Annotated in this window: 21 protein-coding genes; 1 reads left to right on the forward strand and 20 read right to left on the reverse strand. The window is 38.5% G+C overall.

Annotated features, from left to right (window positions below):
• Positions 1 to 17: 17 nt before the first annotated feature.
• From JF53_RS04295 to JF53_RS04370, 16 genes are all read right to left on the reverse strand, one after another.
• Entirely contained in the window at positions 18 to 977 is a 960-nt protein-coding gene (locus JF53_RS04295) for a gluconeogenesis factor YvcK family protein (RefSeq protein ID WP_047980803.1), read from the reverse strand.
• 3 nt (positions 978 to 980) lie between these two features.
• The gene (rapZ, locus tag JF53_RS04300; protein ID WP_047980804.1) at positions 981 to 1,865 is read right to left on the reverse strand and encodes an RNase adapter RapZ; all 885 of its coding nucleotides are present in this window, start codon (positions 1,863 to 1,865) and stop codon (positions 981 to 983) included.
• A 309-nt stretch (positions 1,866 to 2,174) separates the two neighbouring features.
• Positions 2,175 to 3,128, reverse strand: a complete 954-nt coding sequence (gene trxB, locus JF53_RS04305; protein ID WP_047980805.1) for a thioredoxin-disulfide reductase — start codon at positions 3,126 to 3,128, stop codon at positions 2,175 to 2,177.
• Between the two features lie 81 nt (positions 3,129 to 3,209).
• Positions 3,210 to 4,220 carry a tetratricopeptide repeat protein gene (locus JF53_RS04310; protein WP_047980806.1) on the reverse strand — a complete coding sequence of 337 codons (1,011 nt, stop codon included), beginning with the start codon at positions 4,218 to 4,220 and terminating at the stop codon, positions 3,210 to 3,212.
• Between the two features lie 241 nt (positions 4,221 to 4,461).
• Complete coding sequence (locus JF53_RS04315) at positions 4,462 to 6,123, reverse strand: glycerol-3-phosphate dehydrogenase/oxidase (protein WP_047980807.1); 1,662 nt, start codon at positions 6,121 to 6,123, stop codon at positions 4,462 to 4,464.
• A 129-nt stretch (positions 6,124 to 6,252) separates the two neighbouring features.
• Positions 6,253 to 6,819, reverse strand: coding sequence for an acyltransferase (locus JF53_RS04320; protein WP_047980808.1), 567 nt, complete (start codon positions 6,817 to 6,819; stop codon positions 6,253 to 6,255).
• 3 nt (positions 6,820 to 6,822) lie between these two features.
• The gene (ppaX, locus tag JF53_RS04325) at positions 6,823 to 7,458 is read right to left on the reverse strand and encodes a pyrophosphatase PpaX (RefSeq protein ID WP_047980809.1); all 636 of its coding nucleotides are present in this window, start codon (positions 7,456 to 7,458) and stop codon (positions 6,823 to 6,825) included.
• Positions 7,433 to 8,392, reverse strand: coding sequence for a nucleoside recognition domain-containing protein (locus JF53_RS04330; protein ID WP_047980810.1), 960 nt, complete (start codon positions 8,390 to 8,392; stop codon positions 7,433 to 7,435). The genes ppaX and JF53_RS04330 overlap by 26 nt, the downstream gene beginning before the upstream one ends.
• 27 nt (positions 8,393 to 8,419) lie before the next feature.
• Complete coding sequence (gene lgt / locus JF53_RS04335; RefSeq protein ID WP_047980811.1) at positions 8,420 to 9,271, reverse strand: prolipoprotein diacylglyceryl transferase; 852 nt, start codon at positions 9,269 to 9,271, stop codon at positions 8,420 to 8,422.
• 12 nt (positions 9,272 to 9,283) lie between these two features.
• Entirely contained in the window at positions 9,284 to 10,222 is a 939-nt protein-coding gene (gene hprK / locus JF53_RS04340) for an HPr(Ser) kinase/phosphatase (protein ID WP_047980812.1), read from the reverse strand.
• A 263-nt stretch (positions 10,223 to 10,485) separates the two neighbouring features.
• Positions 10,486 to 10,860 (reverse strand): phage holin family protein, encoded by a 375-nt coding sequence (locus JF53_RS04345; protein WP_407944456.1) that lies wholly within the window; start codon positions 10,858 to 10,860, stop codon positions 10,486 to 10,488.
• 128 nt (positions 10,861 to 10,988) lie between these two features.
• The gene (gene bshB2 / locus JF53_RS04350; RefSeq protein WP_047980813.1) at positions 10,989 to 11,654 is read right to left on the reverse strand and encodes a bacillithiol biosynthesis deacetylase BshB2; all 666 of its coding nucleotides are present in this window, start codon (positions 11,652 to 11,654) and stop codon (positions 10,989 to 10,991) included.
• A 26-nt stretch (positions 11,655 to 11,680) separates the two neighbouring features.
• The gene (locus JF53_RS04355) at positions 11,681 to 12,034 is read right to left on the reverse strand and encodes a YojF family protein (protein ID WP_047980814.1); all 354 of its coding nucleotides are present in this window, start codon (positions 12,032 to 12,034) and stop codon (positions 11,681 to 11,683) included.
• A gap of 113 nt (positions 12,035 to 12,147) precedes the next feature.
• Positions 12,148 to 15,024, reverse strand: coding sequence for an excinuclease ABC subunit UvrA (gene uvrA / locus JF53_RS04360; RefSeq protein WP_047980815.1), 2,877 nt, complete (start codon positions 15,022 to 15,024; stop codon positions 12,148 to 12,150).
• A 7-nt stretch (positions 15,025 to 15,031) separates the two neighbouring features.
• Positions 15,032 to 17,020, reverse strand: a complete 1,989-nt coding sequence (uvrB, locus tag JF53_RS04365; protein WP_047980816.1) for an excinuclease ABC subunit UvrB — start codon at positions 17,018 to 17,020, stop codon at positions 15,032 to 15,034.
• 188 nt (positions 17,021 to 17,208) lie between these two features.
• Positions 17,209 to 18,327 carry an MGDG synthase family glycosyltransferase gene (locus JF53_RS04370; RefSeq protein WP_047980817.1) on the reverse strand — a complete coding sequence of 373 codons (1,119 nt, stop codon included), beginning with the start codon at positions 18,325 to 18,327 and terminating at the stop codon, positions 17,209 to 17,211.
• A gap of 96 nt (positions 18,328 to 18,423) precedes the next feature.
• Between JF53_RS04370 and JF53_RS04375 the strand changes: the two genes are divergently transcribed.
• On the forward strand, positions 18,424 to 19,239 hold the full coding sequence (locus JF53_RS04375; RefSeq protein WP_047980818.1) for a metallophosphoesterase: 816 nt from the start codon (positions 18,424 to 18,426) through the stop codon (positions 19,237 to 19,239).
• Here JF53_RS04375 and JF53_RS04380 read toward each other — a convergent pair.
• The 4 genes from JF53_RS04380 to JF53_RS04395 form a co-directional block, all read right to left on the reverse strand.
• On the reverse strand, positions 19,236 to 19,784 hold the full coding sequence (locus JF53_RS04380; RefSeq protein WP_047980819.1) for a YkoP family protein: 549 nt from the start codon (positions 19,782 to 19,784) through the stop codon (positions 19,236 to 19,238). The genes JF53_RS04375 and JF53_RS04380 overlap by 4 nt on opposite strands.
• Before the next feature lie 184 nt (positions 19,785 to 19,968).
• Entirely contained in the window at positions 19,969 to 21,141 is a 1,173-nt protein-coding gene (locus JF53_RS04385; RefSeq protein ID WP_047980820.1) for a PDZ domain-containing protein, read from the reverse strand.
• A gap of 243 nt (positions 21,142 to 21,384) precedes the next feature.
• Positions 21,385 to 22,857 carry a S41 family peptidase gene (locus tag JF53_RS04390; RefSeq protein ID WP_047980821.1) on the reverse strand — a complete coding sequence of 491 codons (1,473 nt, stop codon included), beginning with the start codon at positions 22,855 to 22,857 and terminating at the stop codon, positions 21,385 to 21,387.
• Positions 22,858 to 23,101: 244 nt separating this feature from the next.
• Entirely contained in the window at positions 23,102 to 24,427 is a 1,326-nt protein-coding gene (locus JF53_RS04395) for a murein hydrolase activator EnvC family protein (protein WP_047980822.1), read from the reverse strand.
• Between the last annotated feature and the right edge of the window lie 13 nt (positions 24,428 to 24,440).

Raw genomic sequence — 24,440 nt, forward strand, 5'->3', positions numbered from 1 at the left:
CTCCCTCCCTTCCCTAATTATTTCTCAAGCAATGAATATAAGAGCTTCGCAATTTTTTCTGTATCGTGGCGAATCGTTGACTTCGTATGATCAATGATATCCCCTTCTATGATTTGCAAGCCCATATCTAACAATCGATCAATGTCAAACTCTACCGGTTCGGCATTTTCTCCTGCATAGGCATCTCGAATTTCTGGATCAATTTTTTCATTATGAACGACAATAGCATCAATAATGGTTTCTCCTACATGGTTTACGATAGCTTGGACATGATCACTTGCTGAAAAACCAGTCGTTTCACCAGCTTGTGTCATGACATTACACACATAAACAACCTTCGCAGCTGTATTCCGCAATGCCGTGTCAATCTGTGGGATGATTAAATTTGGCATAATACTCGTAAACAAACTACCTGGTGAGATTACAATTAAATCTGCTGATTCAATCGCTTTAATCGCATTCGGTAGTGGCGCAACATCCTCTGGTTCTAAATAAACACGCTTTATTCGTTTATTCGCAAGTGGAATATTGGATTCCCCTTCAACAATCGTCCCATCCTGCATTTCTGCATGTAAGGATATATTTTCATTCGAGATTGGATAAATCTTACCCTTGACATTTAAAACTCTCGATATTTCTTTAATCCCTGTGTAAAAATCACCAGTTATAGAAGTCATTGCTGCCAAAAGTAGATTCCCCATAGAATGGCCGGACAAATCATTACCATCAGAAAATCGGTGTTGAAAGAGCTGCAACAACATGGGCTCAACCTCTGACATAGCAGCAATAACATTTCGGATATCACCTGGAGCTGGAATTGCCATTTCATTTCGCAATCTGCCGGTACTTCCACCATCATCTGCGACGGTCACCAATGCGGTTAGTTGCACCGGATAATTTTTTATGCCTCGGAGAAGAACTGGCATCCCAGTTCCACCACCGATTACCACAACACGTGGTTGTTTCTGTACTGACATTAGTTAATGACCCTTTCTCTTGTCGATATCACGATGACTGACATGCGTAATATAATTGGTTGCTAATTTCTTTGCGAAGTATTCTGCTAAAGCGACAGAGCGATGCTGTCCGCCTGTACAACCGATTCCTACCACGAGCTGGGATTTGCCCTCTTTCTTATACTGTGGAAGCATAAATTGCAATAAATCTAACACCTTTTCTTGGAATTTCTGTGTTTCTGACCACTTGAATACGTAGGAGGACACATCTTGGTTTAGTCCTGTTAACGGCTGCAAATGTGCTACATAATGTGGATTTGGAAGAAAACGTACATCAAATACTAAATCAGCATCAATTGGTATACCATACTTAAATCCAAACGAAACCATATTTACAGAAAAGATTTCCTGTTTTTCCTCGGCATATACCTTCAGGATTTTCTCACGCAATTGAATAGGCTTCAATGTTGTCGTATCAATTACACGATGAGCGCGTCCACGCATCTCATCTAAAATCTTCCGCTCTTGTTTAATTCCCTTCAGTGGTAAATCACCAACGGCAAGTGGGTGGGAACGTCTTGTTTCTTTATAACGGCTTACAAGCTTCTCATCCTTCGCATCTAGGAATAGAATATGCTCATCTAGCCACTCTTCATCACTCAATAAGTCTAATGCTTCAAATAAAGAATCAAAAAACTCTCTACCACGTAAATCCATTACAAGGGCTACTTTATGGATATTATTAGTTGAGTCACGCATTAGTTCCAAAAACTTCGGAAGTAATGCTGGTGGTAAATTATCCACACAATAATAACCTAGATCCTCAAAGCTCTGGATAGCAACAGTTTTTCCTGCACCAGACATCCCCGTTATAATGACCATTTTGGTCTCTTGTAGTTTTTCAGTCATTCTAGTCACCTCTCGCCATTCGATTAACGAACACGCATTTATCGTTAGCTTTCTAACCATCAGGTTATCCCGATCCTTAGAAAGAAATGGAGTCTATTTCCTATAACCATTATACATGGAATCATTTTAATGCCACAAGAAAATGATTATTTTTCCTGATCGAAGCAAAAAAAATGCGCAGATTAGAAAATCTGCGCCAAAAACTAATCTATTTATTAAAAAGGGGGTCAATTAGTTAACCTTATTGTAACTGATTTATATTTCGTGCGTGTTACAACAACGTTAAGATGCCTTTACTTTCGTAAAATTTTAAGAATTTGCTGTTTTTAATTTATCATGTAACTCTTCGATATAAGCTTGTGCTGCTTCTGCAGCGATTGACCCATCCCCAGTAGCGGTAACAATTTGCCGTAATTTTTTCTCTCGAATATCACCAGCTGCAAAAATTCCAGGGATTGTTGTTTCCATATTCTCATTTGTCACGATGTAGCCCTCATCATTGGCAATACCTAATGACTGGAATGGTTCGCTTAATGGTACCATACCGATATAAACAAATACACCGTCTGCAGGTTTTTCATATTCATCACCAGTGCTAACATCTTTTAATGTGACACTACTTACTTTTCCTTCTGGTCCATTGATTTTTTCTACGGTTGTATTCCAGATGAAATCAACCTTTTCATTATCAAAAGCACGTTGTTGAAGAATTTTTTGTGCACGTAATGCATCACGTCGGTGTACGATTGTTACTTTGCTAGCAAATTTAGTTAGGTAAACTCCCTCTTCTACAGCAGAATCTCCTCCACCAATGACGATAAGCTCGCGTTCTTTGAAGAAGGCACCATCACATACTGCACAGTACGATACACCTCGTCCACCTAGTTCTGCCTCACCAGGTATGCCAAGCTTCTTATACTGTGCCCCTGTTGCAATAATTAACGTTCTTGTTTTGTACGTTTTATTGCCTGCAATGACTGTTTTAACATCACCATGATCTTCAATGGACTTAATATCACCAAATGCATATTGCGCTCCAAATTTCTTCGCGTGTTCAAACATCTTATTCGATAAATCTGGTCCTAATATGTTTTCAAATCCTGGGTAGTTCTCAACATCCTCTGTATTTGCCATTTGGCCACCAGGAATACCGCGTTCAATCATTAACGTTTCTAAATTCGCACGAGAAGCATATACTGCGGCTGTCATACCAGCAGGCCCTGCTCCAGCTATAATTACATCATAAATTTTCTCTTCGGACATTATAAACGCCCCTTTCTAAAAACAATTATTACCTTCTTGTTAAGCGTAAAAGATTTCCCCTAAATTCGTCTAATTATATGCTCAAGAGGTCCACGGACCATCCTCTTCCGACAATTTAGGAAACCGGCGACAGCCTTCTTCCCATAACGACAATGCTTTGGATGGTTCACCTAGTCGAAAAGCAGTCATACTATACCAACGAAAATAAGAAATATGACTATTTACTGCAGCTTTATCTAACATACGGAAGCGAGCATATGCTTCTTCTAAATAACCCGTTCTTGCTAATGTGGTCGCAATTCGTAACTTTTGTTGTTCATGAATTGGATATATATTTAGTAATGCACGAATATGCAGTTGGTATTCTTGTTCCGACTGTATCTCATAATAAAATAAGGCCAAATTGGTATGGCTAAATAAATTATTTGGATCCGCTTCAACCAACTCAAGCTCTTTTTGAATTGCCTCTTCTTTTTTTCCAGAAAAGAACAATGCATGTGCATATTCATGTTGTGCAGTTTTGTGATCTGGAAATAATACCAGCATTTCCTCTAATAATGTTAATGCTTTATCCCATTCTTTATTTTCCAAGTGATGAAAAACGGTTTCCTGAAAGACGAGTAGTTCATCCTCATCCTCAAAATCCCAATCTTCATCATCAAAATCATCATCGATTTCAATTAATTGCAATAACGTTTTGGCATCTTCACTAAAATCACCATTTGGTTCCTTATCAAGATAGGATACGGCAAACTTTTTCGCATCGTTAAGTAGTCCCAAATGGGCATAATTATTCGCTAATAAATAATAACAATCAACATATTGATCACCTGTTGCTTGCAATACATTGGTCAGAATTTGATTTGCTTTATGAAAAGCACCGGTCTCGGTATAAATGATGGACATTTGACATTGATATAATGGATTCTTTGGTGCAGATTCTACAGCCTTAGTTAACCATTTTAAAGCAATATCAAATTTTCGCTTACGAAAAGATTCAACACCTTTCGCAAAATAAAAATCGCCATCTGGAATAAAAGGGATAACATTATTTAATTTTGCTAATTTGTTTTTGTTATCAACTTGTTGCATGCATATCCCCCTATTTTTTCACATATTGAAGAAAGTATACCATACTTAAAACTAGAATTATATAGCTGATCACGAATTGATGATAAGGCTGATATACAAGTTTATTAATAAGTTCTGAGCTTGTGCACACAATACCCATCACTTATTCCTCTTGCAACGTCAACAAAATTCTCCTATGTTACATTAGGGATTTGATTATTTTTAATAGTTTTCATTATCCTTCTACCACAGCATTTAGCTTTTAATCGGTTGGATTGACTGCTTGTTCTAGTAATATATCTAATTCCTTGGTGTACCGAATTTTTTGTTCTGCTTTCCAGTTTAGTTGGTTATTCATGCTCGCTATAACAGTTTCTTTATGTGCTCGGACCCAATCAATATCGAAATAGAGGGCGCCTGTTCTACGAATAAAGAAGTCTGTGGGATGGTAAACTAGTTCATACGCAACCCCATATCGTAACTGGGCATAGACTACTGGATCAAGATTTGATTCTTGCGCCTCTTTCCTATGCATCTCATATAATTCAAATACTTTTGTAACATTTGCGCCGTACCGTTTTACTAGTTTTTTGGCGTCTTTTTCTGACATACCAAGTGCAACACCAGCTGCCGTTTTTTCTTCCATATATGTTCTAAACCCCTTAGAACCGCCAACCTCCCCACCAGAAATTGCTAAATGCATCGTTTCCGATTCGGAATAGTGTTTTCCTTTTTCTTGCCTCCACTGTTCGACTACTGTATCTACTGCTTGCTCAGCCATTTTCCTGTAGCCTGTCAATTTTCCACCCGCCATAGATATTAAGCCTGATTCCGCTATGAAAATTTCATCTCTTCGTGAAATTTCACCCGGATTTTTTCCGTCCTCTTCGATTAATGGTCTTAGCCCCGCCCAGCTTGATTCGACGTCATCTGCTGTAATGGCGAGCGAAGGAAACATATAGTTAATCGCATCAATAATATAGTCACAATCGGCTTTGGTCATCGTTGGGTGTGCGATATCACCCGTATAGGTTGTATCTGTCGTCCCAACATACGTCTTATCCTCACGCGGAATCGCAAAAACCATCCGTCCATCTGGTGTATCAAAGTAAATGGCTTGTCGCAGTGGAAAACGTTCTTTCGAAAAAACAATGTGAACACCTTTGGTTAAGTGCAGATGCTTTCCTTGCTTCGATCCATCTAGTTCCCGAATTTCATCTACCCATGGACCACCCGCATTAATAATTTTGTCTGCATAAATTTCATATGTCTTACCATTCGTTTGGTCTTCAACAAGAGCCCCCCGTAATCGTTGATTGTCATCATATAGAAAGGAAACTACCTTCGTATAATTAATGGCTTGAGCCCCTTTTTCCACTGCTTTTTTGATGACCTCAATGGTCAACCGCGCATCATCCGTTTTATATTCTACATAATAACCTGCCCCTTTTAATCCATCTGGCTTTAGCAATGGCTCTAGCTCTAATGCGAGTTGTGCCGACAACATCTTCCGTCGCTCAATCCGCTTTACACCTGCTAAATAATCATAGGCACGCAACCCAATATTAGTCGTAATAGGACCAAATGTTCCACCTTCATGAAAGGGCAATAGCATCCATTCTGGTGTTGTAACATGTGGTCCATTTTCATAAACGATTGCTCTTTCTTTTCCGACCTCTGCTACCATTTTTACTTCAAATTGTTTCAAATACCGAAGCCCACCATGCACCAATTTTGTCGATCGGCTCGATGTTCCAGAAGCAAAATCCTGCATTTCCACCACAGCTGTTTTTATGCCTCTTGTCACCGCATCTAAGGCAATTCCCGCTCCCGTTATACCCCCACCAATTACTAATAAATCCAATGTCTCTTTTTGTAGATTCGCTACGATTTCATGCCTTCTCCTGCTTGAAAATGTTGTCATCAATTATTCCCCCTCAAAATAGTTTGTTTATTATTAATACTATTGATAGGTTCATATGATTTAGAATCAATTCTAGTAGAAAAATCCTAGCTGAGAAATGAACGACAAAAAAACCACTACCAGTATTTTTTACTGCTTAGTGGTTTTTGCTTCATCTTTTGCTTCATCTTGTATATCAGGAAATACGTCTTGGTCATTTCTTGCTTGCATTTCCTCTTTTGTGTAAATTAACTTCATAGGATTTCCCCCAACAAACGTGCCGGGTTGAACGTCTTTATGAACCAATGTCCCCGCTGAAATGATTGCACCGTCACCAATCGTTACGCCTGGAAGGATCGTACTATTGGCTCCAATTAGAACCTCATTTCCAATCTGTACTTCTCCAAGGCGATACTCCTTTATTAAGTATTCATGGGCTAATATTGTTGTATTGTAGCCAATTACCGAATTATCCCCAACCGTTATCTTCTCTGGAAACATAATATCGGGCATTACCATTAATGCGAACGATGTTTTTTGACCTACCTTCATACGTAGGAATACACGATACAACCAATTTTTCACACTTAAAAAAGGGGTATATCTAGCAATTTGGATAATGATAAAATTTTTCATCACTTTCCAAAACGACACCGTTTTATATATATGCCAAAGTGAATTCGCGTTTGGGACAGGATGACGTTCAGTTTTTCGCACGGCTTACACCTCAATAAGTTTTAGTAAATCATGCATATCATGAAGCATATAGGTTGGTTGATAGCTTTTTAATACTTTTTCTCCCTTAAGTGACCAGGCAACACCTGCCGTTAGCACCCCAGCATTTTGACCGGATTCAATATCATGAGAATTATCTCCGACCATTAAGGTCGTCTCTCTTTCCGCATTTAGAGCCTTCATGGCCTGCAATACTGGTTCAGGATGTGGTTTCGCATTGGTAACATCATCAATTGCAATAATCGTATCAAAATAAGAATCAATTCCCGTAAATTTTAATCCTCTTATGGCAGTTTTACGCATTTTTGTAGTAACAATTCCGAGTGAGATACCGTTGTCTTTTAACAGTTGCAAAGTCTCTTTCACATTCGGAAATGTTTTCACATACTCATCATGATGGGCTAAGTTATGCGACCGATATGTTGTAATCATGGCTTCCGCTTTGTCTAAGTCAATTTTTTCAAATGTCTCCTTTAATGGTGGTCCATTAAAGGCCAAAATTTCTTCATCGCTAAAGCGCAGTCCATATTCATTAAATGTATGGAAAAAAGACGCATTGATTAATTCATTTGTATCAATTAAGGTTCCATCTAAATCAAATAGTATTGTACGTATGTTCATTGGTGATTTCCTTCCGTTTTCGTTGATCCATTCGTTTCCAAACAAAAGCAATTGTCATTGTTAGGATAATTGCTGTCAGTAATCGAATCATAAGAAGTGGCCAAACCGGAATGCCAAGTGGAATAAAGATTAACGTGTCTTCTACTACCGCATGGCATGCGACTAGGAAAATTAACGCTAATGTCATATCACGTTTTGATACACCATCTTCTTTTACCGCTTGTATCATTAAACCAGCACCATAAGCAAGACCAATCGTTAGACCCGCCACTAATGTCATTGACGTATTCTTCTTCATTCCTAGTATGCTTGTTACTGGCGCAAAGCCATTGGAGAGCTTCGTTAGCCAGCCTTTTTCACGAAGAAATTGCATGATTACCATTAATGGGATGACAATCAGTGCCAGCTGAATGATGGCGATAATTGCTGTTTGTAATCCATGTAGACTTATTTCTCCCCAACCGGTGTATGTAGCACCAGTTTGTGAAATCATCCCGTATTGGGCTGCCTCAGATCCGCCACTCCAAAACAGATTTATCATAATAGCCGCAAGCACTGCTAACAGTATGCGAATCCCAACAATCAACCACCATTTTATACCTACCTTTGACGCAACGGCAGATTCCACAAATAGATTGTGAGAGAAAGAAAGCATCATAGCCATTATAAATACTTCTTTTACGGAAAAGTCAAAGGAAATAATGGCTGCAATTCCAGCATAGAGATTCAACACATTTCCCAGAACCATTGGTACCGCAGCCTCACCTGACAAACCAATGAGCTCCATTAATGGACTTACTGCTTTAATAATCCAAGGTAATACTGGTGTATATTGTAAAATCGTGACCAATAACGTGATTGGAAAGATAACCTTACCTAAAGTCCACGTTGTATGCAGTCCCTGAATTAATCCCCTTTTTCCAATTGCAAGCATGCTGTGTCCCTCACTTTTGTAGGTAGATTATTTCTTTTTCTTACCTGACTTCTTCTTCGTATCGACATCTTCATAATGCTCTGATACTGTTTTACGACGATAAAATATCAGGATAATAGCACCGAGAATTAATAGGATGGAAATCAATTGTGCAGTACGAAGATTCCCTACTACATACAAGCTGTCTGTACGCATTCCTTCAATGAAGAATCTTCCGACAGAATAGGTTGCTAGATACGTTAAAAATATGGTACCTCGAATCGGATTTTTCCTGCGTAACCATAATAATAAAATTAGAACTAAAATATTCCACACAGATTCATAGAGAAATGTTGGATAATATACAGTACCGTCAATACACATTTGATTCATAATAAAATCAGGAAGCAAGGCATTGTGCATATCTAAAATCCCTTGATCTGTAATTGGCCCGCCATGAGCCTCTTGATTCATGAAATTCCCCCAGCGTCCGATTGCCTGCCCTAAAATCAAACTAGGTGCTGCAACATCAGCTAGCTGCCAGAACTGTATTTTCTTGACACGTGCAAAAACAACCGCAGTAAGCACAGCACCAATTAGTGCTCCGTGGATGGCAATACCGCCTTCCCATACGGCGAATACTTTCCACCACGGTCCTCCTGCATAACGATCCCACTCAAACGTTACATAATAAATCCTTGCGCAAATAATAGAGATTGGGATTGCAAATACAACCAAATCAACAAATAAATCTTTTTTTATCCCTAATCGATCTGATTCCTTCATCGCTAGGTACAACCCAAGAAACGCCCCAACCGCAATGATGACACCATACCAGTAGATGGAAAACGTGCCAATATGTAATAGCTCCCTAGGAAGAGCCGGTGCAGCACAACTCATATTCCTTCACTCCTATTCGAAATCTTCTTTTTCTTGTACAATCATCGTTGATAATCGTTCTGAGAATTCTTCTGCTGCATTGACGCCCATCCGTTTTAATCGGAAATTCATTGCTGCAACCTCAATAATGACAGCAAGGTTACGACCGGGCCGAACTGGAATCGTTGCTTTTGGAAGCTCCACATCCATAATCTTCATTTTTTCTTCATCAAGCCCTAAACGGTCATATTGCTTTTTGGAATCCCATATTTCCAGATCCATTATCATCGAGATCTTTTTATTACTTCGAACCGAACCCGCACCAAATAACGTCATCACATTAATAATTCCAAGTCCGCGTATCTCCAGTAAATGTTCAATTAATGGTGGCGAGTTTCCGATTAACGTATCATAATCTTCTTGTCTAATTTCAACGCTATCATCCGCAACTAGACGGTGGCCACGCTTTACTAGTTCAAGTGCAGTTTCACTTTTACCGACACCACTTTGACCAGTAATTAGCACTCCTACACCGTAGATATCGACTAATACCCCATGAATCGCTGTAAATGGCGCAAACTTTGCCTCTAAATAATTCGTAAGTCTACTGATGACCCTTGTAGTCTTTCGTGGGGAATGCAGAATCGGAACACCTGCTTTATTCGCCACATCAATCATTACCTGCGGAACAGCCATGCCTCGTGTTACGACAATCCCAGGGGTCAAATCCGTGCAAAGACGCATAATCCTGTCATACTGATCCTCTACATTCAATTCCAGGAAATATGTCATTTCCGTTTTGCCAATTAATTGCAACCGCTCTTTTGGATAATATTTAAAATAACCCGTCATTTCAATTCCGGGACGGGAGATATCACTCGTTGTAATCTCTCTATGTAAGCCTTCTTCGCCAGCAACTAATTCCAAATTAAAGTTTTCCAATAAATCTTGCGTTCGTACAATTGTTGTCATTTGGTTTTCCCTCCATACCAGCCTAACTGCTTCCCATTGTAGCATATTTTACAGAGCATGTAACTTGCAGTAAATCTCACTTTATTAGTATAACCTAACTTAAACCAGAGGGCAGAATATAAGCTTGGCTGGAAGCACTAAAAAAGGCGAGTCAAAAGTATTTTTAAAAAAGCAAGATAAAATCCACTCATCGTGTCCACCCCTAATAAAGGTAGTAACTTGGTATTTTTCACTTGCTTAGTTAAGCTTTTGCCCGCCTGCAATTATTTAGAGGTTAGCGTGTCCTTGACTAATCGATTCAATAATAAATTCAATATCGAAAGGATAACCGCTGCCAAGACCGCTGTTCCAAATCCGTTTATAATAAACGAATCACCAATCACACCCTGCGTAATCATTAACGTTATGGCATTAATAACAAACAAGAATAGACCTAATGTAAAAATTGTTAATGGCAACGTAAAAATAATTAACAGCGGTTTAACAATTATATTGAGAATGGCTAAAATTAAACTTGCTAACAGCGCCGTTCCGAATCCCTCTAAGTGAAAGGAATCAAATAATTGTGCAACAGTAATCAACGCCACTGCGTTCAATACAATCGATAAAACACCTCGCAATAACAATACATCCACCATCCTTCCAATATGCTTTCTACTCATAGTATTCGACATAGTAGTGAAAATTCCTTCCCATTCGAATGTTCCATCCAATTAAATACTATAGTAAAATCCCTGCACATTTCGGTACAGGGATTTCACTATCATTAATATTTCCAAGTATAAAATTGTTCGATGCCTAATCGCTGTTTGGCTTGCTTTTTTAGGTCCTCGGTGTATTCATCGTTCTGACTCCAGCTTCGAATTACGCCGCTCGCCTGCGATTTATGACAAAGTATTGCTTCCATTTTTTTATCGAATAAATCTGTTACATCATTTACAACATCTGGTTGACCAAGATCATCGATGTATGTATTCGTGATTGCTTGTGCCCAAACAGTTGGGCGCTTATTGGGATCCATAAGACGTACTGCTTCTATTGCTGCAGCACCTAAGGCATTATGATCAGGATGTACGGCATGATCAGGATAATGGGTAATTACTAAAGATGGATCAATTTCTTCTAGAATCCGTTTTAAATTCTGGGCAACTTCATTGCGATCCTCATATTCTAAGGTTTTATCCCGATAACCTAGTAAACGTAATTCCATATCAAGCACCTTACAAGCATCAATAATTTCTTGCTTCCGAATTTCCGGTAATGTTTCACGATTCGCAAAGGTTGGAGTACCCATATTGCGTCCCATTTCTCCTAGTGTTCCACATAAATAAGTAACGGGTACACCTTGTGCGCGGAATTGAGAAATCGTTCCGGCTGCTCCAAATGATTCATCATCAGGATGTGGATATATAACAACGACATGCTTTTTCATTCTACTCACCTATCTTTCTCATCTCATTAATACTTAAAAGGGGTTTCACTGATTTGTAGGGCGACCATCAATCGCCCTTCTCGATCATGACCAGCCATCAGTAATTTTTTACCTTCAAAAATTTCCCAATCGGTTAGGCCTTCTGCATAAATCCAACCCATATCCATTTTCAAGCCTGCACGATAAGACTTTCCATCGCCAACAATCTTTGCCTGTGAAAAACGGACCTTGGCATTTCGAATATAAACACCGACATTATATGCCTTTTCATTGACGTGTGATGCGTATGCGCCGTTTGTTGTTTCTAAATGCACGTAGACATCTTTATTTATATAGCCTTCAAGCTTTTCTTGTACTTTTTCCAGTGCGATTGGTTTCATTCTATTTCCTCCTTACACTTCTACTTCTAACATTACCGAATCTAACAGAATGCGTCAAAAAGTTTGAACCGAAAAAAGACAGCAAGAATAGTCATCCCTGCTGTCTACGTTACTTACTTGGACGTAACTTTTTCCTTTGCTTTTAATGCTTCCTTCTGTCTTTTCGTATCCCGTTCTAATAATGGCTTTAAATATTGACCGGTATAGGAAATCGTTTGTTCAGCAATTTTTTCCGGCGTTCCAGATGCAATAATCTGTCCACCACGCGCTCCTCCTTCAGGGCCTAAATCCAAAATATAATCCGCTGTTTTGATAACATCTAAATTATGTTCAATAATAAGGACTGTATCCCCATTATCCACTAAGCGCTGAATCACTTTAAGGAGCCTGCTGATATCATCAACATGAAGTCCTGTTGTTGGTTCATCTAAAATATATAATGTTTTCCCATTGGAACGACGATGAAGTTCACTTGCCAGTTTAACCCGTTGTGCCTCACCACCAGATAATGTAGTTGCTGGCTGCCCTAGTTTAACATATCCCAATCCTACATCATAAATTGTTTGTATCTTGCGTTTGATTTTAGGAATATTGGCAAAGAACTCTAGTGCTTCCTCAATGGTCATATCGAGTATTTCAGCAATACTTTTTCCTTTATATTTAACTTCTAAGGTTTCTCGATTATAACGCTTCCCGTGACAAACCTCACAAGGAACATAGACATCTGGTAAAAAGTGCATCTCGATTTTAATAATACCATCTCCACGACAAGCCTCACAACGTCCACCTTTAACATTAAAACTAAATCGTCCCTTTTTATACCCTCTAATCTTCGCTTCGTTTGTTGATGCAAACACATCACGAACATCATCAAATACTCCGGTATAAGTAGCTGGGTTGGAACGAGGCGTACGACCGATTGGTGATTGGTCGATATCAATTACTTTATCAATATGCTCGATTCCTTTTAATTCTTTATGCTTCCCTGGACGATGCTTTCCTCGGTATAACTCTTTTGCAAGCCCCTTATAAATAATTTCGTTAACAAGGGTACTTTTTCCAGAGCCAGATACACCAGTAACCACTGTCATCAAACCAATCGGAATTTTAGCAGAGACATTTTTCAAATTGTTTGCTGCTGCACCAACTACTTCAATAAACCGCTTATCCGCTTTTCTACGCTTCGGGGGAAGTGGGATATATTTATTACCAGATAGGTATTGTCCTGTGAGTGATTTCGGATTTTTCATCACTTCTTCTGGTGTACCACTTGCTATAATTTGTCCACCATGCTCCCCAGCACCTGGACCAATATCAATCAACCAGTCCGCTGCAAGCATTGTGTCTTCATCATGTTCCACTACAATTAATGAATTATCTAAATCTCGCATATTCTTTAACGTCTCAATCAACCGATCATTGTCACGTTGATGTAGTCCAATTGATGGCTCATCCAACACATACAATACTCCGGTTAATGCTGATCCAATTTGCGTCGCCAATCGAATACGCTGTGCCTCACCACCAGATAATGTACCTGCTGCCCGTGATAAGGTTAAATAATCCAAGCCAACATTATATAAAAACTCCAACCGATTATTAATCTCTTTTAAAATTAAACGAGCAATTTGTTCTTCCTTTTCCGTTAGGTTTAAGCTTTGGAAGAAATTCATCGCCTCTGTAATAGAAAATTCGGTTACCTTACTAATATGAAGATTATCAATTAATACTGCTAATGCTTCTTCTTTTAATCGATATCCTTTACAGGTAGGACAATTTTTTTGGGACATGTACTTTTCTAATGTCTCCCGGATAAAGTCTGAAGAAGTCTCTTTATAGCGACGCGCTATATTATGTAGCACACCTTCAAATTCAATCCTATTGTCTCGAATATTTCCAAATTCATTTTCATAGTGAAAATGTATTTTTTCTTTCCCACTACCGTGTAATAGCTTATCCATTTTATCCTTTGGAATATCCTTAACTGGTATATCCATATTGATATCGAAATGATCACAAACACTCTTGAGTAGCTGCGGGTAATATTGCGAGCTAATAGGCTCCCAAGCGACAATTGCATGTTCGTTTAAGGATTTAGACCAGTCAGGAATGACCAAATCAGGATCGACCACTTGATTAGTACCTAGACCATCACAGGTTGGGCATGCTCCGAACGGGCTATTGAAGGAAAATAATCTTGGCTCTAATTCACCAATCGAGAATCCACAAATTGGACAAGCATGATTTTCACTAAATACTAATTCTTCTTGATCGATTATATCGACGATAATCTTTCCTTCACCGAGCTCTAAAGCCGTTTCAATCGAATCACTAAGCCGACCAGCTACACCATCCTTCACGACAATACGGTCAACTACAACTTCTATTGAGTGCTTTTTATTTTTTTCTAGTTTTATGTCCTCTGTTACCTCGCGCATTACTTTATCAACACGAATACGAACATAGCCCTCTTGCTTTAGCTTTTCAAAAACCTTTACATGCTCACCCTTACGACCCGATATAATCGGTGCTAGAATTTGAATTTTAGTTCGTTCTGGGTATTCTAAAATCCGGTCAACCATTTGCTCCACGGTTTGTGATGAGATTTCTGTTCCGTGTATGGGACAGGTTGGTCTGCCGACTCTAGCAAATAGCAATCGTAAATAATCATAAATTTCCGTTACCGTTCCAACTGTTGAACGAGGATTTTTACTCGTTGTTTTTTGGTCAATGGAGATAGCAGGTGATAACCCGTCAATTGTATCAACATCAGGTTTATCCATTTGACCTAAAAATTGGCGGGCATAGGCTGATAACGATTCTACATATCGTCTTTGTCCTTCTGCATATATAGTATCAAATGCTAAGGACGACTTACCCGAACCGGATAATCCAGTTAACACTACAAGCTTATTTTTTGGAATAGAAATATCAATATTTTTTAGATTATGTGCTCGTGCACCTTTAATGTTAATCATTTTACTTGGCATTCACAGGTCATCCTTCCGCTTTTAGTTCAAATAGAACATCACGAAGCTCTGCCGCTTTTTCAAAATCAAGCGACTTTGCAGCCTCTCGCATTTCTTTTTCCATTTGTTCGATAACTTTTTGTTTTTCTTTTTTGGTTAGCTTTGTAAAGCTTGTTGTTTTCTTAGTATCGTACGCTGTCTCTTCCTCTGCAGCAACCGTTGCGCGAATAACATCGCGTACTTCCTTCTTGATTGTTCTAGGAGTAATGTGATGCTCAACATTATAAGCCATTTGTATTTCACGACGGCGCTCGGTCTCCTCAATCGCTTTTTTCATGGAATCAGTAATCTTATCTGCATACATAATAACGCGACCATTCTCATTACGGGCAGCACGTCCCATCGTCTGAATAAGTGATCGTTCGGAACGTAAAAACCCTTCCTTATCCGCATCCAAAATAGCGACCAATGACACCTCTGGAATATCCAGACCTTCCCGTAATAAGTTTATACCGATAAGCACATCAAATTTTCCAACACGAAGATCACGGATTACCTCAATCCGCTCTAATGTCTTAATTTCGGAATGTAGATAGGCAACTTTTATGCCTACCTCTTTTAAATAATCCGTTAAATCCTCAGACATCTTTTTCGTTAAGGTTGTCACTAGCACGCGCTCTTGGAGGTCCACACGTTTGTTAATTTCACCGATTAAGTCATCAATCTGCCCTTCAATTGGACGGACTTCTACTTCCGGATCTAATAATCCTGTAGGACGGATAATTTGCTCGGTCATAATTGGTGTGTGTTCTAATTCATACGGACCTGGCGTAGCCGAAACAAAGATAATTTGCTTCACCTTTTCATCAAATTCGTCAAATTTAAGTGGTCGGTTATCCAAAGCACTTGGTAATCGAAACCCATGGTCTACTAATACTTGCTTCCTTGCTTGGTCCCCATTATACATCCCGCGAATCTGTGGTAAGGTTACATGTGATTCATCTACCACCACTAGAAAATCATCAGGAAAGAAGTCTAGCAACGTATATGGTGTTGCGCCAGCTTCTCGTAATGTTAAATGTCTGGAATAGTTTTCAATTCCAGAGCAAAATCCCATTTCCCGCATCATTTCCAAATCATAATTCGTACGCTGTTCTAATCGCTGGGCTTCTAACAATTTATTTTGACTTCTGAGTTTCTCAAGTTGTTCCTCAAGTTCCTTTTCTATATTGGCAATTGCTAGCTTTAATTTTTCTTCTCGGGTAACGAAGTGAGACGCTGGGAAAATGGCTACATGCTCCCGGTCTCCTATAATTTCACCAGTTAATGCATCCACCTCACGAATCCGATCAATTTCATCCCCAAAGAATTCAACTCGAATACAATGTTCTTCATGAGAAGCAGGAATTATTTCAACAGAATCTCCACGCACACGGAACGTACCACGCTGAAAATTAATATCATTTCGTGCATATTGAATATCCACTAATTCGCGTAATAACTGATCACGATCCTTCTCCATTCCCATCCTTAACGATAAGACCTGGCTGCTATATTCTTCTGGTGACCCTAATCCGTAGATACACGATACACTCGCAACAATCAACACATCATTTCGTTCAAATAGTGCAGATGTAGCCGAGTGACGTAGCTTATCAATTTCATCATTGATACTGGCATCTTTTTCAATGAAGGTATCCGTAGAAGGAACATATGCCTCTGGTTGATAATAATCATAATAGCTTACAAAATACTCTACCGCATTATTAGGGAAAAATTCCTTGAACTCACTATATAATTGCCCAGCTAACGTTTTATTATGGGCTATTACTAATGTTGGTCGATTTATTTCTTTTACCACATTAGAAACCGTAAATGTTTTCCCAGTACCAGTTGCGCCTAGTAAAGTTTGATGACGCTGACCGGCTAGAATTCGTTCAACCAATTCCGCGATCGCCTTCGGTTGATCTCCCTGCGGTTCGTATTTAGAAACTAATTCAAACGTATTATTTTCCACAGACTTCCCTCCAAATCATTTCCTATTATTAGTGTATCATAATTATAGTACAATTTTAACATAAATGCGAACGAACATTCGATTTTTTTGCCTTTTACATGTAATCTATTAGTTTAGTATACCCGTAACACACGTCCTGCTAGACAAATGGTAAGAAAAAACAACTGCCGATATTATTAGCAGTTGCTTCAGGATGGACTCGGGCAAACCTCTCGCAAAATTTCAGCTAATGGCTTCTCATCCAGGTGATGATGATAGCTTTCCCATTGCTTTGCATAGTTTTCTTGTAATGGCTGATTCGAAAAAAAATAGTTCAATTGCTCTTCAACAGGCTGTTTAATTGGATTAAGTGGTAGTACGACACCTAATTTTTGAAGCTCTAACTCATTTACTTTTTCCTGACCAGGTAATGCGTTACAAGTAAAAATTGGCTTATTTTTTTGTAAGCATTCACTAATGGTTACCCCACCTGGCTTTGTGATAACTGCATCCACAGAATCATATAGGGCATTCAGTTCCGCCTTGTCATGAACATAGGAAATTGGCGTTATTGATGGATCATTCCGTTGGAGCAACCGTTTGTATAACCTATCGTTTTGACCACACAGGACAGAATATTGTAATTCGGGATAATCCGGAAGAATTCTTTCCATAGCACCAACCCCTAAACTGCCACCTGTAATTAAAATATGTTTCTTTTCAGTTGTTGCCGGTGCATGCTTGCTTCGTGTATGAAAAATTGGATGAACTGGGATTCCTGTTACAAATATTTGTGCTTCCTCTACACCAATGCCCAGGAGGAACTTCTTCACCGTAATAGATGGCACAAAATGATAATCAATTCCACGTATCCCCCAAATCCGATTTATAAAATAATCCGTATAGACATTTACCGTTATAGCGTTTAGTTGCCCCTTCTGTTTTAAGACACTCGCAATATTAGAAGGAAGCGCATGCGTACAAAATAGAATACTCGGCTCATTCTCCTTCAATAATTTTTTAAAAAAGGATGTAAACATAGCCTCATATAAAATCTGCCTAGAGCGCTTAGATTGTTGTTTCACGGCTAAATACTGATAGAGTAAATCATATGCTTTTGGCATGTAATGTATCCATTTCAAATAAGTCGCTGAAATAAGCCGCTCAATTCTGCCATAACTATAGGAAAGAATATCGACTTTTTCACAATGAAATGATTGAATCGTATCCTGCAATTCTTCCATAACCGCATCTGCAACATGATGGTGACCAGTCGGAATTTGCATAAATGGTAAAAAGAGCGCTTCATCCTTATGATTTGCTTCCATTAGTTACACTCCCTCATCCGCACAATTGAATCCCTTGAATTACCAATGCTACAAAGGATAGAAGCATGTTATAATCCTTCTCGAGGAGGAATTTAATTGGTTTATATCATTTCTACGATACTATTAATCGTTATTAGTTTTTTCCTATACAAAGCAAATCAAAACACGAAAGATATTAAAATAAATAAAATCCAAATACCATCTAAGCAGCATGTCCATCAATCTACCTTATCGATACTACATTTATCCGACTTACATCTTGAAAATATATCGATTACCCCATCAGAATTAGCCGTTAAATTACAGGAAGAAAAACCAGATATCATTGCATTGACTGGTGACTTTCTTGACCGAAAGCGTACCATTCCTAAATTAGTCCCCTATCTAGAGGTTTTGCAAAGCATGAAACCGACACACGGAATTTTTGCTGTCCTAGGCAATCATGATTATGTCCTTCATGAGGAAAATTTAGTGAAACTAAAAGATCTGTTAACACAATACGGCTGCCATGTTATGCAAAATACAAGTATTCCAATCAAATTTAAGGATCAAATGATAAATGTTATTGGAATTGACGACTACAGCACCAAGCGAAGTGATTTGCAACTGGCTTACCAAAACGTACAGGATGGCTTAAATATTGTCCTAACCCATGATCCCAATGTCGTATTGGAAATGGATTCGTATCGATTTGACTATTTACTTGCTGGTCATTTTCACGGTGGACAAATTCGCTATCCGAAAGCATTTCATCTCGTAAAAATGGGCAAGCTCCCTCGCCTTAACATGGTAAAAGGCTTGCACATTCATAATGACTCACCATTTTATATTAGTGAAGGTCTTGGTCAAACTGGTGTTAACATTCGTATCGGTAGTCGACCAGAAATCACGTTACACGATGTTGCGATTTAATTTGAAATAGAGCCATATCTAGTTACTAACTCATCCTTCGACATAAATAGGTACACAGGCTCCACCTGTCGAGGTGAGTTAGCTAGATAATTGATTGGTGCGAACGTTAAGCGCTTATAAGCTCGGTAATATGAATTTTTTATCATGACATTCTCAAAACCTAGCCGTGAGGATCCTTGATAAAGGGTGGTAATGCCGATAATCCCTTTTATCTCCTGTGACCGCTTATGCTGTTGTACATACTCCGCTAGTAAAGGCAACGCTCGTTTTACCATATGATATATATATACTGCCCGCTTCGTATCACTTGTAACCGTAAATAATTCATTCATTATTTTCACATTATGTAGGTGAATTTTCAGCAATAGATCATCCTTATGAATCACCGTACCATCCTTAAGAACTGTCTTCCTCCCCTTATATCTCGTTAACCGCACGCGAAATAACGAACGTTCTTCCTGTGCATCTGCCACATACCGTAATCTCGTACAGCTGTAATACACCGGATCAAGTGCATTCCAAACCCCTAACAAATAACTTTTCATCCATATAATTATCCTTCCTGTAAATATTTTGCATTCCTTAGTTTGCTTGAAATCACAAAAAATAAACGAAAAATCCGCATCACATAAAAAATATGATACGGATTTTTTGATAGCTATCTGGATACAGATGTTGGACTACTAGAATACAACATCCGTGTCTAACTCAACTTATTTCATACAAATTTCACTTCATTGCTCGATAAGGATCCCCGACAAAAATGAGTCCTAACTCATGATGATCTCCTTCATACATCGCACTTTGTACAAAGCGGATTTCACCATTTTTATCGATTAATTCAATCTTAAAGAATGATCCAGTCTGTTGAAGTGCTTCATACAGCTCTTCTACACTATGAACTTTTTGTCCATTTACCTTGGAGATGGTTTCCCCAATCAAAATCGCTAGTCGGTCAGCAGGGGATCCCGGAATAATGCTTAATACCTTTAAGCCATCATTTGTATGATTAAAATAAGGACGTTTTCCATGATCATACATTAGGATGCGGTAATTAAGCATCTCTCTTCCGAATATAGCAATAATTATGGCTACAATAGACAACCAAGGGATATATACACTACCTATTGCAATCACAAGAACTAAAACACCTAACAGAGAAATTGATTTTGCCAATCGTTTCGCAACAAGCTGTGGCAAGTGGCCTTTCACCACATGTTCAAAGCCAATCAAGAACGGAAAAAGCACAATACCATACTGTTCTTCCCCCATGGATAACATTGGCCAATAAGGGGCAATCGGCTCAATTAAGCCGGCTGGAACGAAAATAAAAAATGGTATGATTGCAAATTTCTTGATAAAATGTCTTCCGATCCAGCTACCACGCTCACCTAGGACCAATGAGGGATATGTATCATTATGTCTTGTTCTCTTTAATAATAAGGCTTCAACAAGTAAAAACAAGCCAAGTAAAATTGTTAATGCTACGAAATTTGTATTATCCTGGACCGATAAAAAATCTACGTATTCCGTTACCATCGGTAAAAGTAATAAAATAATGCTCGTTATACCAATCGTATAACTCGGTGAAAGCATGGTAAATCGCAATGACAAGCTTACTAATATCATAACAATCCCTAGTACAAGTAACACTTCATAGGAAACTACCATTCCAACCCCTAACGATAGTAACGATACTATCAAACCAATACCAAGCGATAAACCGAATGTATCTTTCCATTCCGAAAAAACATCAAAAACCTTCGTACCAAAGTAATTGCGCTCTCGTTTAACCCGTCTTACACCTGCCAAAATTACTAGAGCAATCGCCCAATATAAAAGTGGATTTAGGAATAACCTACCAATCCCTTTTCCTAGCTCCACTAACCAATCCTCAACCATAATCCTAATCACCTTCCACCATGCAATGCTGTCTATCCTTTTAATTATAACCTTATATATTCGCCATTTGTCGATTTTTTTCCTGCTTTTCCAATAGAAAAGTAAAAAAGGCAAAAAAATGCGGCTGGGACTAAAAAGATAAAAGGAAGTACAATGCACGACGCCCGAAATGGCTAGTATGCAACCATATTCGGCTTTATCTTGATTTATATCCAGCCGCTATTTTTTTAGAAACATTATGTCTTAATACAGAACCTCTAATGCTTTTTCTAACTGATTATCATCGCTGCCGCTACGGATTTTTTCAACGAGCTTTGCTTCTAATGTAGCTGCGGTTTCCTGGTCTACAACACCTGATGTCTGAAGATCATTGTCCTTTTGAAAAGCTTTAACAGCATTTTCTGTTGCTTTACTAAAGTAACCATCCGTTCTATCAGTGTCATATCCTAAGCCATTTAACATTAATTGGACATTACCAATTTTTTCATCTGACTGATCATATTGAAGTGATTCCTCAATTTGAATCGGATTTGCATAGAAATATGCTGGCTGATCGATTTCAACGGTTGGCTCTACCCCAACCTCATGAATCCAATTCCCTTCCGGTGATAACCACTTAAAGAATGTTAATTTCACAGTACTTCCATCTCCCAGTGGCACAGCCTGCTGTACGGTTCCTTTTCCAAAGGAGGCCGTACCAACTACATCATAGCCAATTTCTTTCATTGCAACAGCTAGAATTTCAGATGCAGAAGCACTTCCTTCGTTCACAATGACATTAATTGGGTAATCCTTCTTCTTCTCTAACGTCGAATAATATGGTGTCTTCTCTCCATTTTGATCCTCAATTTGTACATATGGAACATCCTTTGGAACGAAATTCATCAATATTTCCTCCACAATATTGAGAAGTCCTCCTGGATTTCCACGTACATCTATAACTAAACCTTCCATCCCATCGTCTTCTAATGCTTTTAACTGGGTGTTAAAATCATCTGCAGTTGTTTCTGAAAAACTGGTTATTTCAATAACACCGGTCTTTTTACCATCGACCGTCTTCATTTCTGAATAAACTGTTTCAATAGGGATGGTATCTCGTACTATGGTAATTTCAAAAGGCTCTGTTGCCCCTGCACGAAGAATCGTTAAGACAACCTCTGATCCTTTTTCCCCGCGAATTTTTGCTACTGCTTCATTCAAGTCATAGCCTTCTAATGACTCACCATCTACTTCTAAAACTTGGTCATTTGGACGTAAGCCAACTTTTTCTGCGGGTGAATCTTTAATCGGAGCAACAATCGTTACCATGCCATTGACCATACTAACCTCAGCACCAATTCCTTCAAACTCAGATTCAATTTGTTCATTGAATTGGTCCATAGTTTCTACATCCATGTAGGTACTATAAGGATCTCCAAGGGTTGCAAGCATCCCTTCAATTGCGCCTTCGATTAATTGTTGTTCATCTGCACCTTCTAAATAGTTGTCTTTGATTAGGTTATAGGCTTGAGCAACCTTTGACCACTCAGCAGGTACATTCGTTTGCTGCTCAATCGCCTGCCCTTCCTTCGCATCATCATCTACAGAAGCATTGCCATTTAATCCTTGTTCTGGATTGTCTGTATGCGCCATAGTCACACCTAAGTAAGCTCCTAAAAAGCCTAACACTAGAGCTCCAGCTAAAATAAGTACAATATGTACCTTTGTTAATTTCATTTTCTTCACCTCTAGTATATGTTATATGTTTGAAAGTGCACGTGAACGCAAAATAAGCTAGAAATATTTCACGATCGGGAAATTATTTTAGTTATGGATAACCTCTTACTAAATCCTATTCTCTAATCATAACGAAAAAAACTTCTTCATGCCAAACTTTTGTCTAAAAAGAATTCACTCATCCTGTTTATGGAATAAAAAAAGTATTACACGACATGTGTAATACTTTTTGAGAAAACAAAGGTTATGGTAAGTAATTTAATGGATTTACGACATTTGAATTCGGTGGATAAAATCCTATCCAACCACCTTTGTGAACTTCAAAGTGTAAATGTGGTCCAGTACTATTTCCAGTGGAGCCCATGTAGCCAATTAAATCACCTTGTTTAACAACTTGTCCATTTTCAATCGCAAAGCCATTTAAATGAGCGTAAAGTGTCGTAAAATCATCATTTACGACTAGGATATGATTTCCATATGTCCAAGAGAGATTCCCTTTTACAGCTACTCCAGAGGTAGCAGCATAAACAGGTGTCCCAACTGAATTCGCAATATCAATTCCTAGGTGGAAATCACCTGGAACCCCAGTAACTGGGTCAACTCGATAGCTAAACTTCGATGATAATCTACCATTTGCCGGCCAAATCATCGTTCCATTTCCGGCAGCTGGTTTAGAAAGCTGTTGTAACTCGCTTTGTGCTAGTTGCTTAGCTTTTTCCTTCGCCTGAGCCTGTAAATTTAACATTGCTTGCTCATCTTCTAATGTAAACATATATTCTTCTAAATGATGATGTTCTTCTTCAAGCTGAGCCATTAATGTTTGTCTTTCGGCCTTTTGATCATCTAATTGATTTTCCAAAGCCACCAGTTCTTTTTTCTGATCCTCTAAGGCTACTTTCTGATCTTCCACTTTTACTTTTTTATCTTCAATTTCTGTTTTATTATCTTCTACTGCTACTTTTTTACTTTCCACCTGCTGTTTATCATTTGCTAATGAATCCATGATTGCTTTATCCTGATCCATCATAATATTAACAGCAGCGGTTCTCGTAATAAAATCTGAAAAACTAGTAGAACCCAATAGTACTTCTAAATAGACCATTGAGCCTCCACTTTTTTGAATAGAACGAAGACGGTCGGCAAGTAGTGCTTCCCGTTCCTTAATACGTTCCATTAAAACCTCAATCTCATCCTCTAATTCTGCAATTTGATTGGTAAGATCCTCAATTTTAACTTTCAACGCATTAATTTCCTTGTTCGTGGCGTCAATTTCGCCTTGTTTTGCTTGAATTGAATTTTTTGTGCTCTCTAACTCTTGATCAAGCGCATCAATTTGCTCCTGAACACTTGCTTGCTTATTCAAGTTTTCATTAATCTTCTGCTCAGTTTCATTCTTAGAGCCTTGAAGCTTTTCTTTCTCTTCATTCAGTTGTAATTGCTCTTTTTCTAATTCCTTAATTTCTTGTTGAAGTTCCTCTTTACTCTGTGCGGAAACAGTACTCCAATCAATAGAGACGGAGCTCAGTGTCAAAAGACCAATCAATAAACCTATTCCTACCTTTTTTTTCATCGATTATCCCCTG

The sequence above is a fragment of the Ornithinibacillus contaminans genome (assembly GCF_001038425.2).
Classification (GTDB): Bacteria; Bacillota; Bacilli; order Bacillales; family Amphibacillaceae; genus Ornithinibacillus; species Ornithinibacillus contaminans.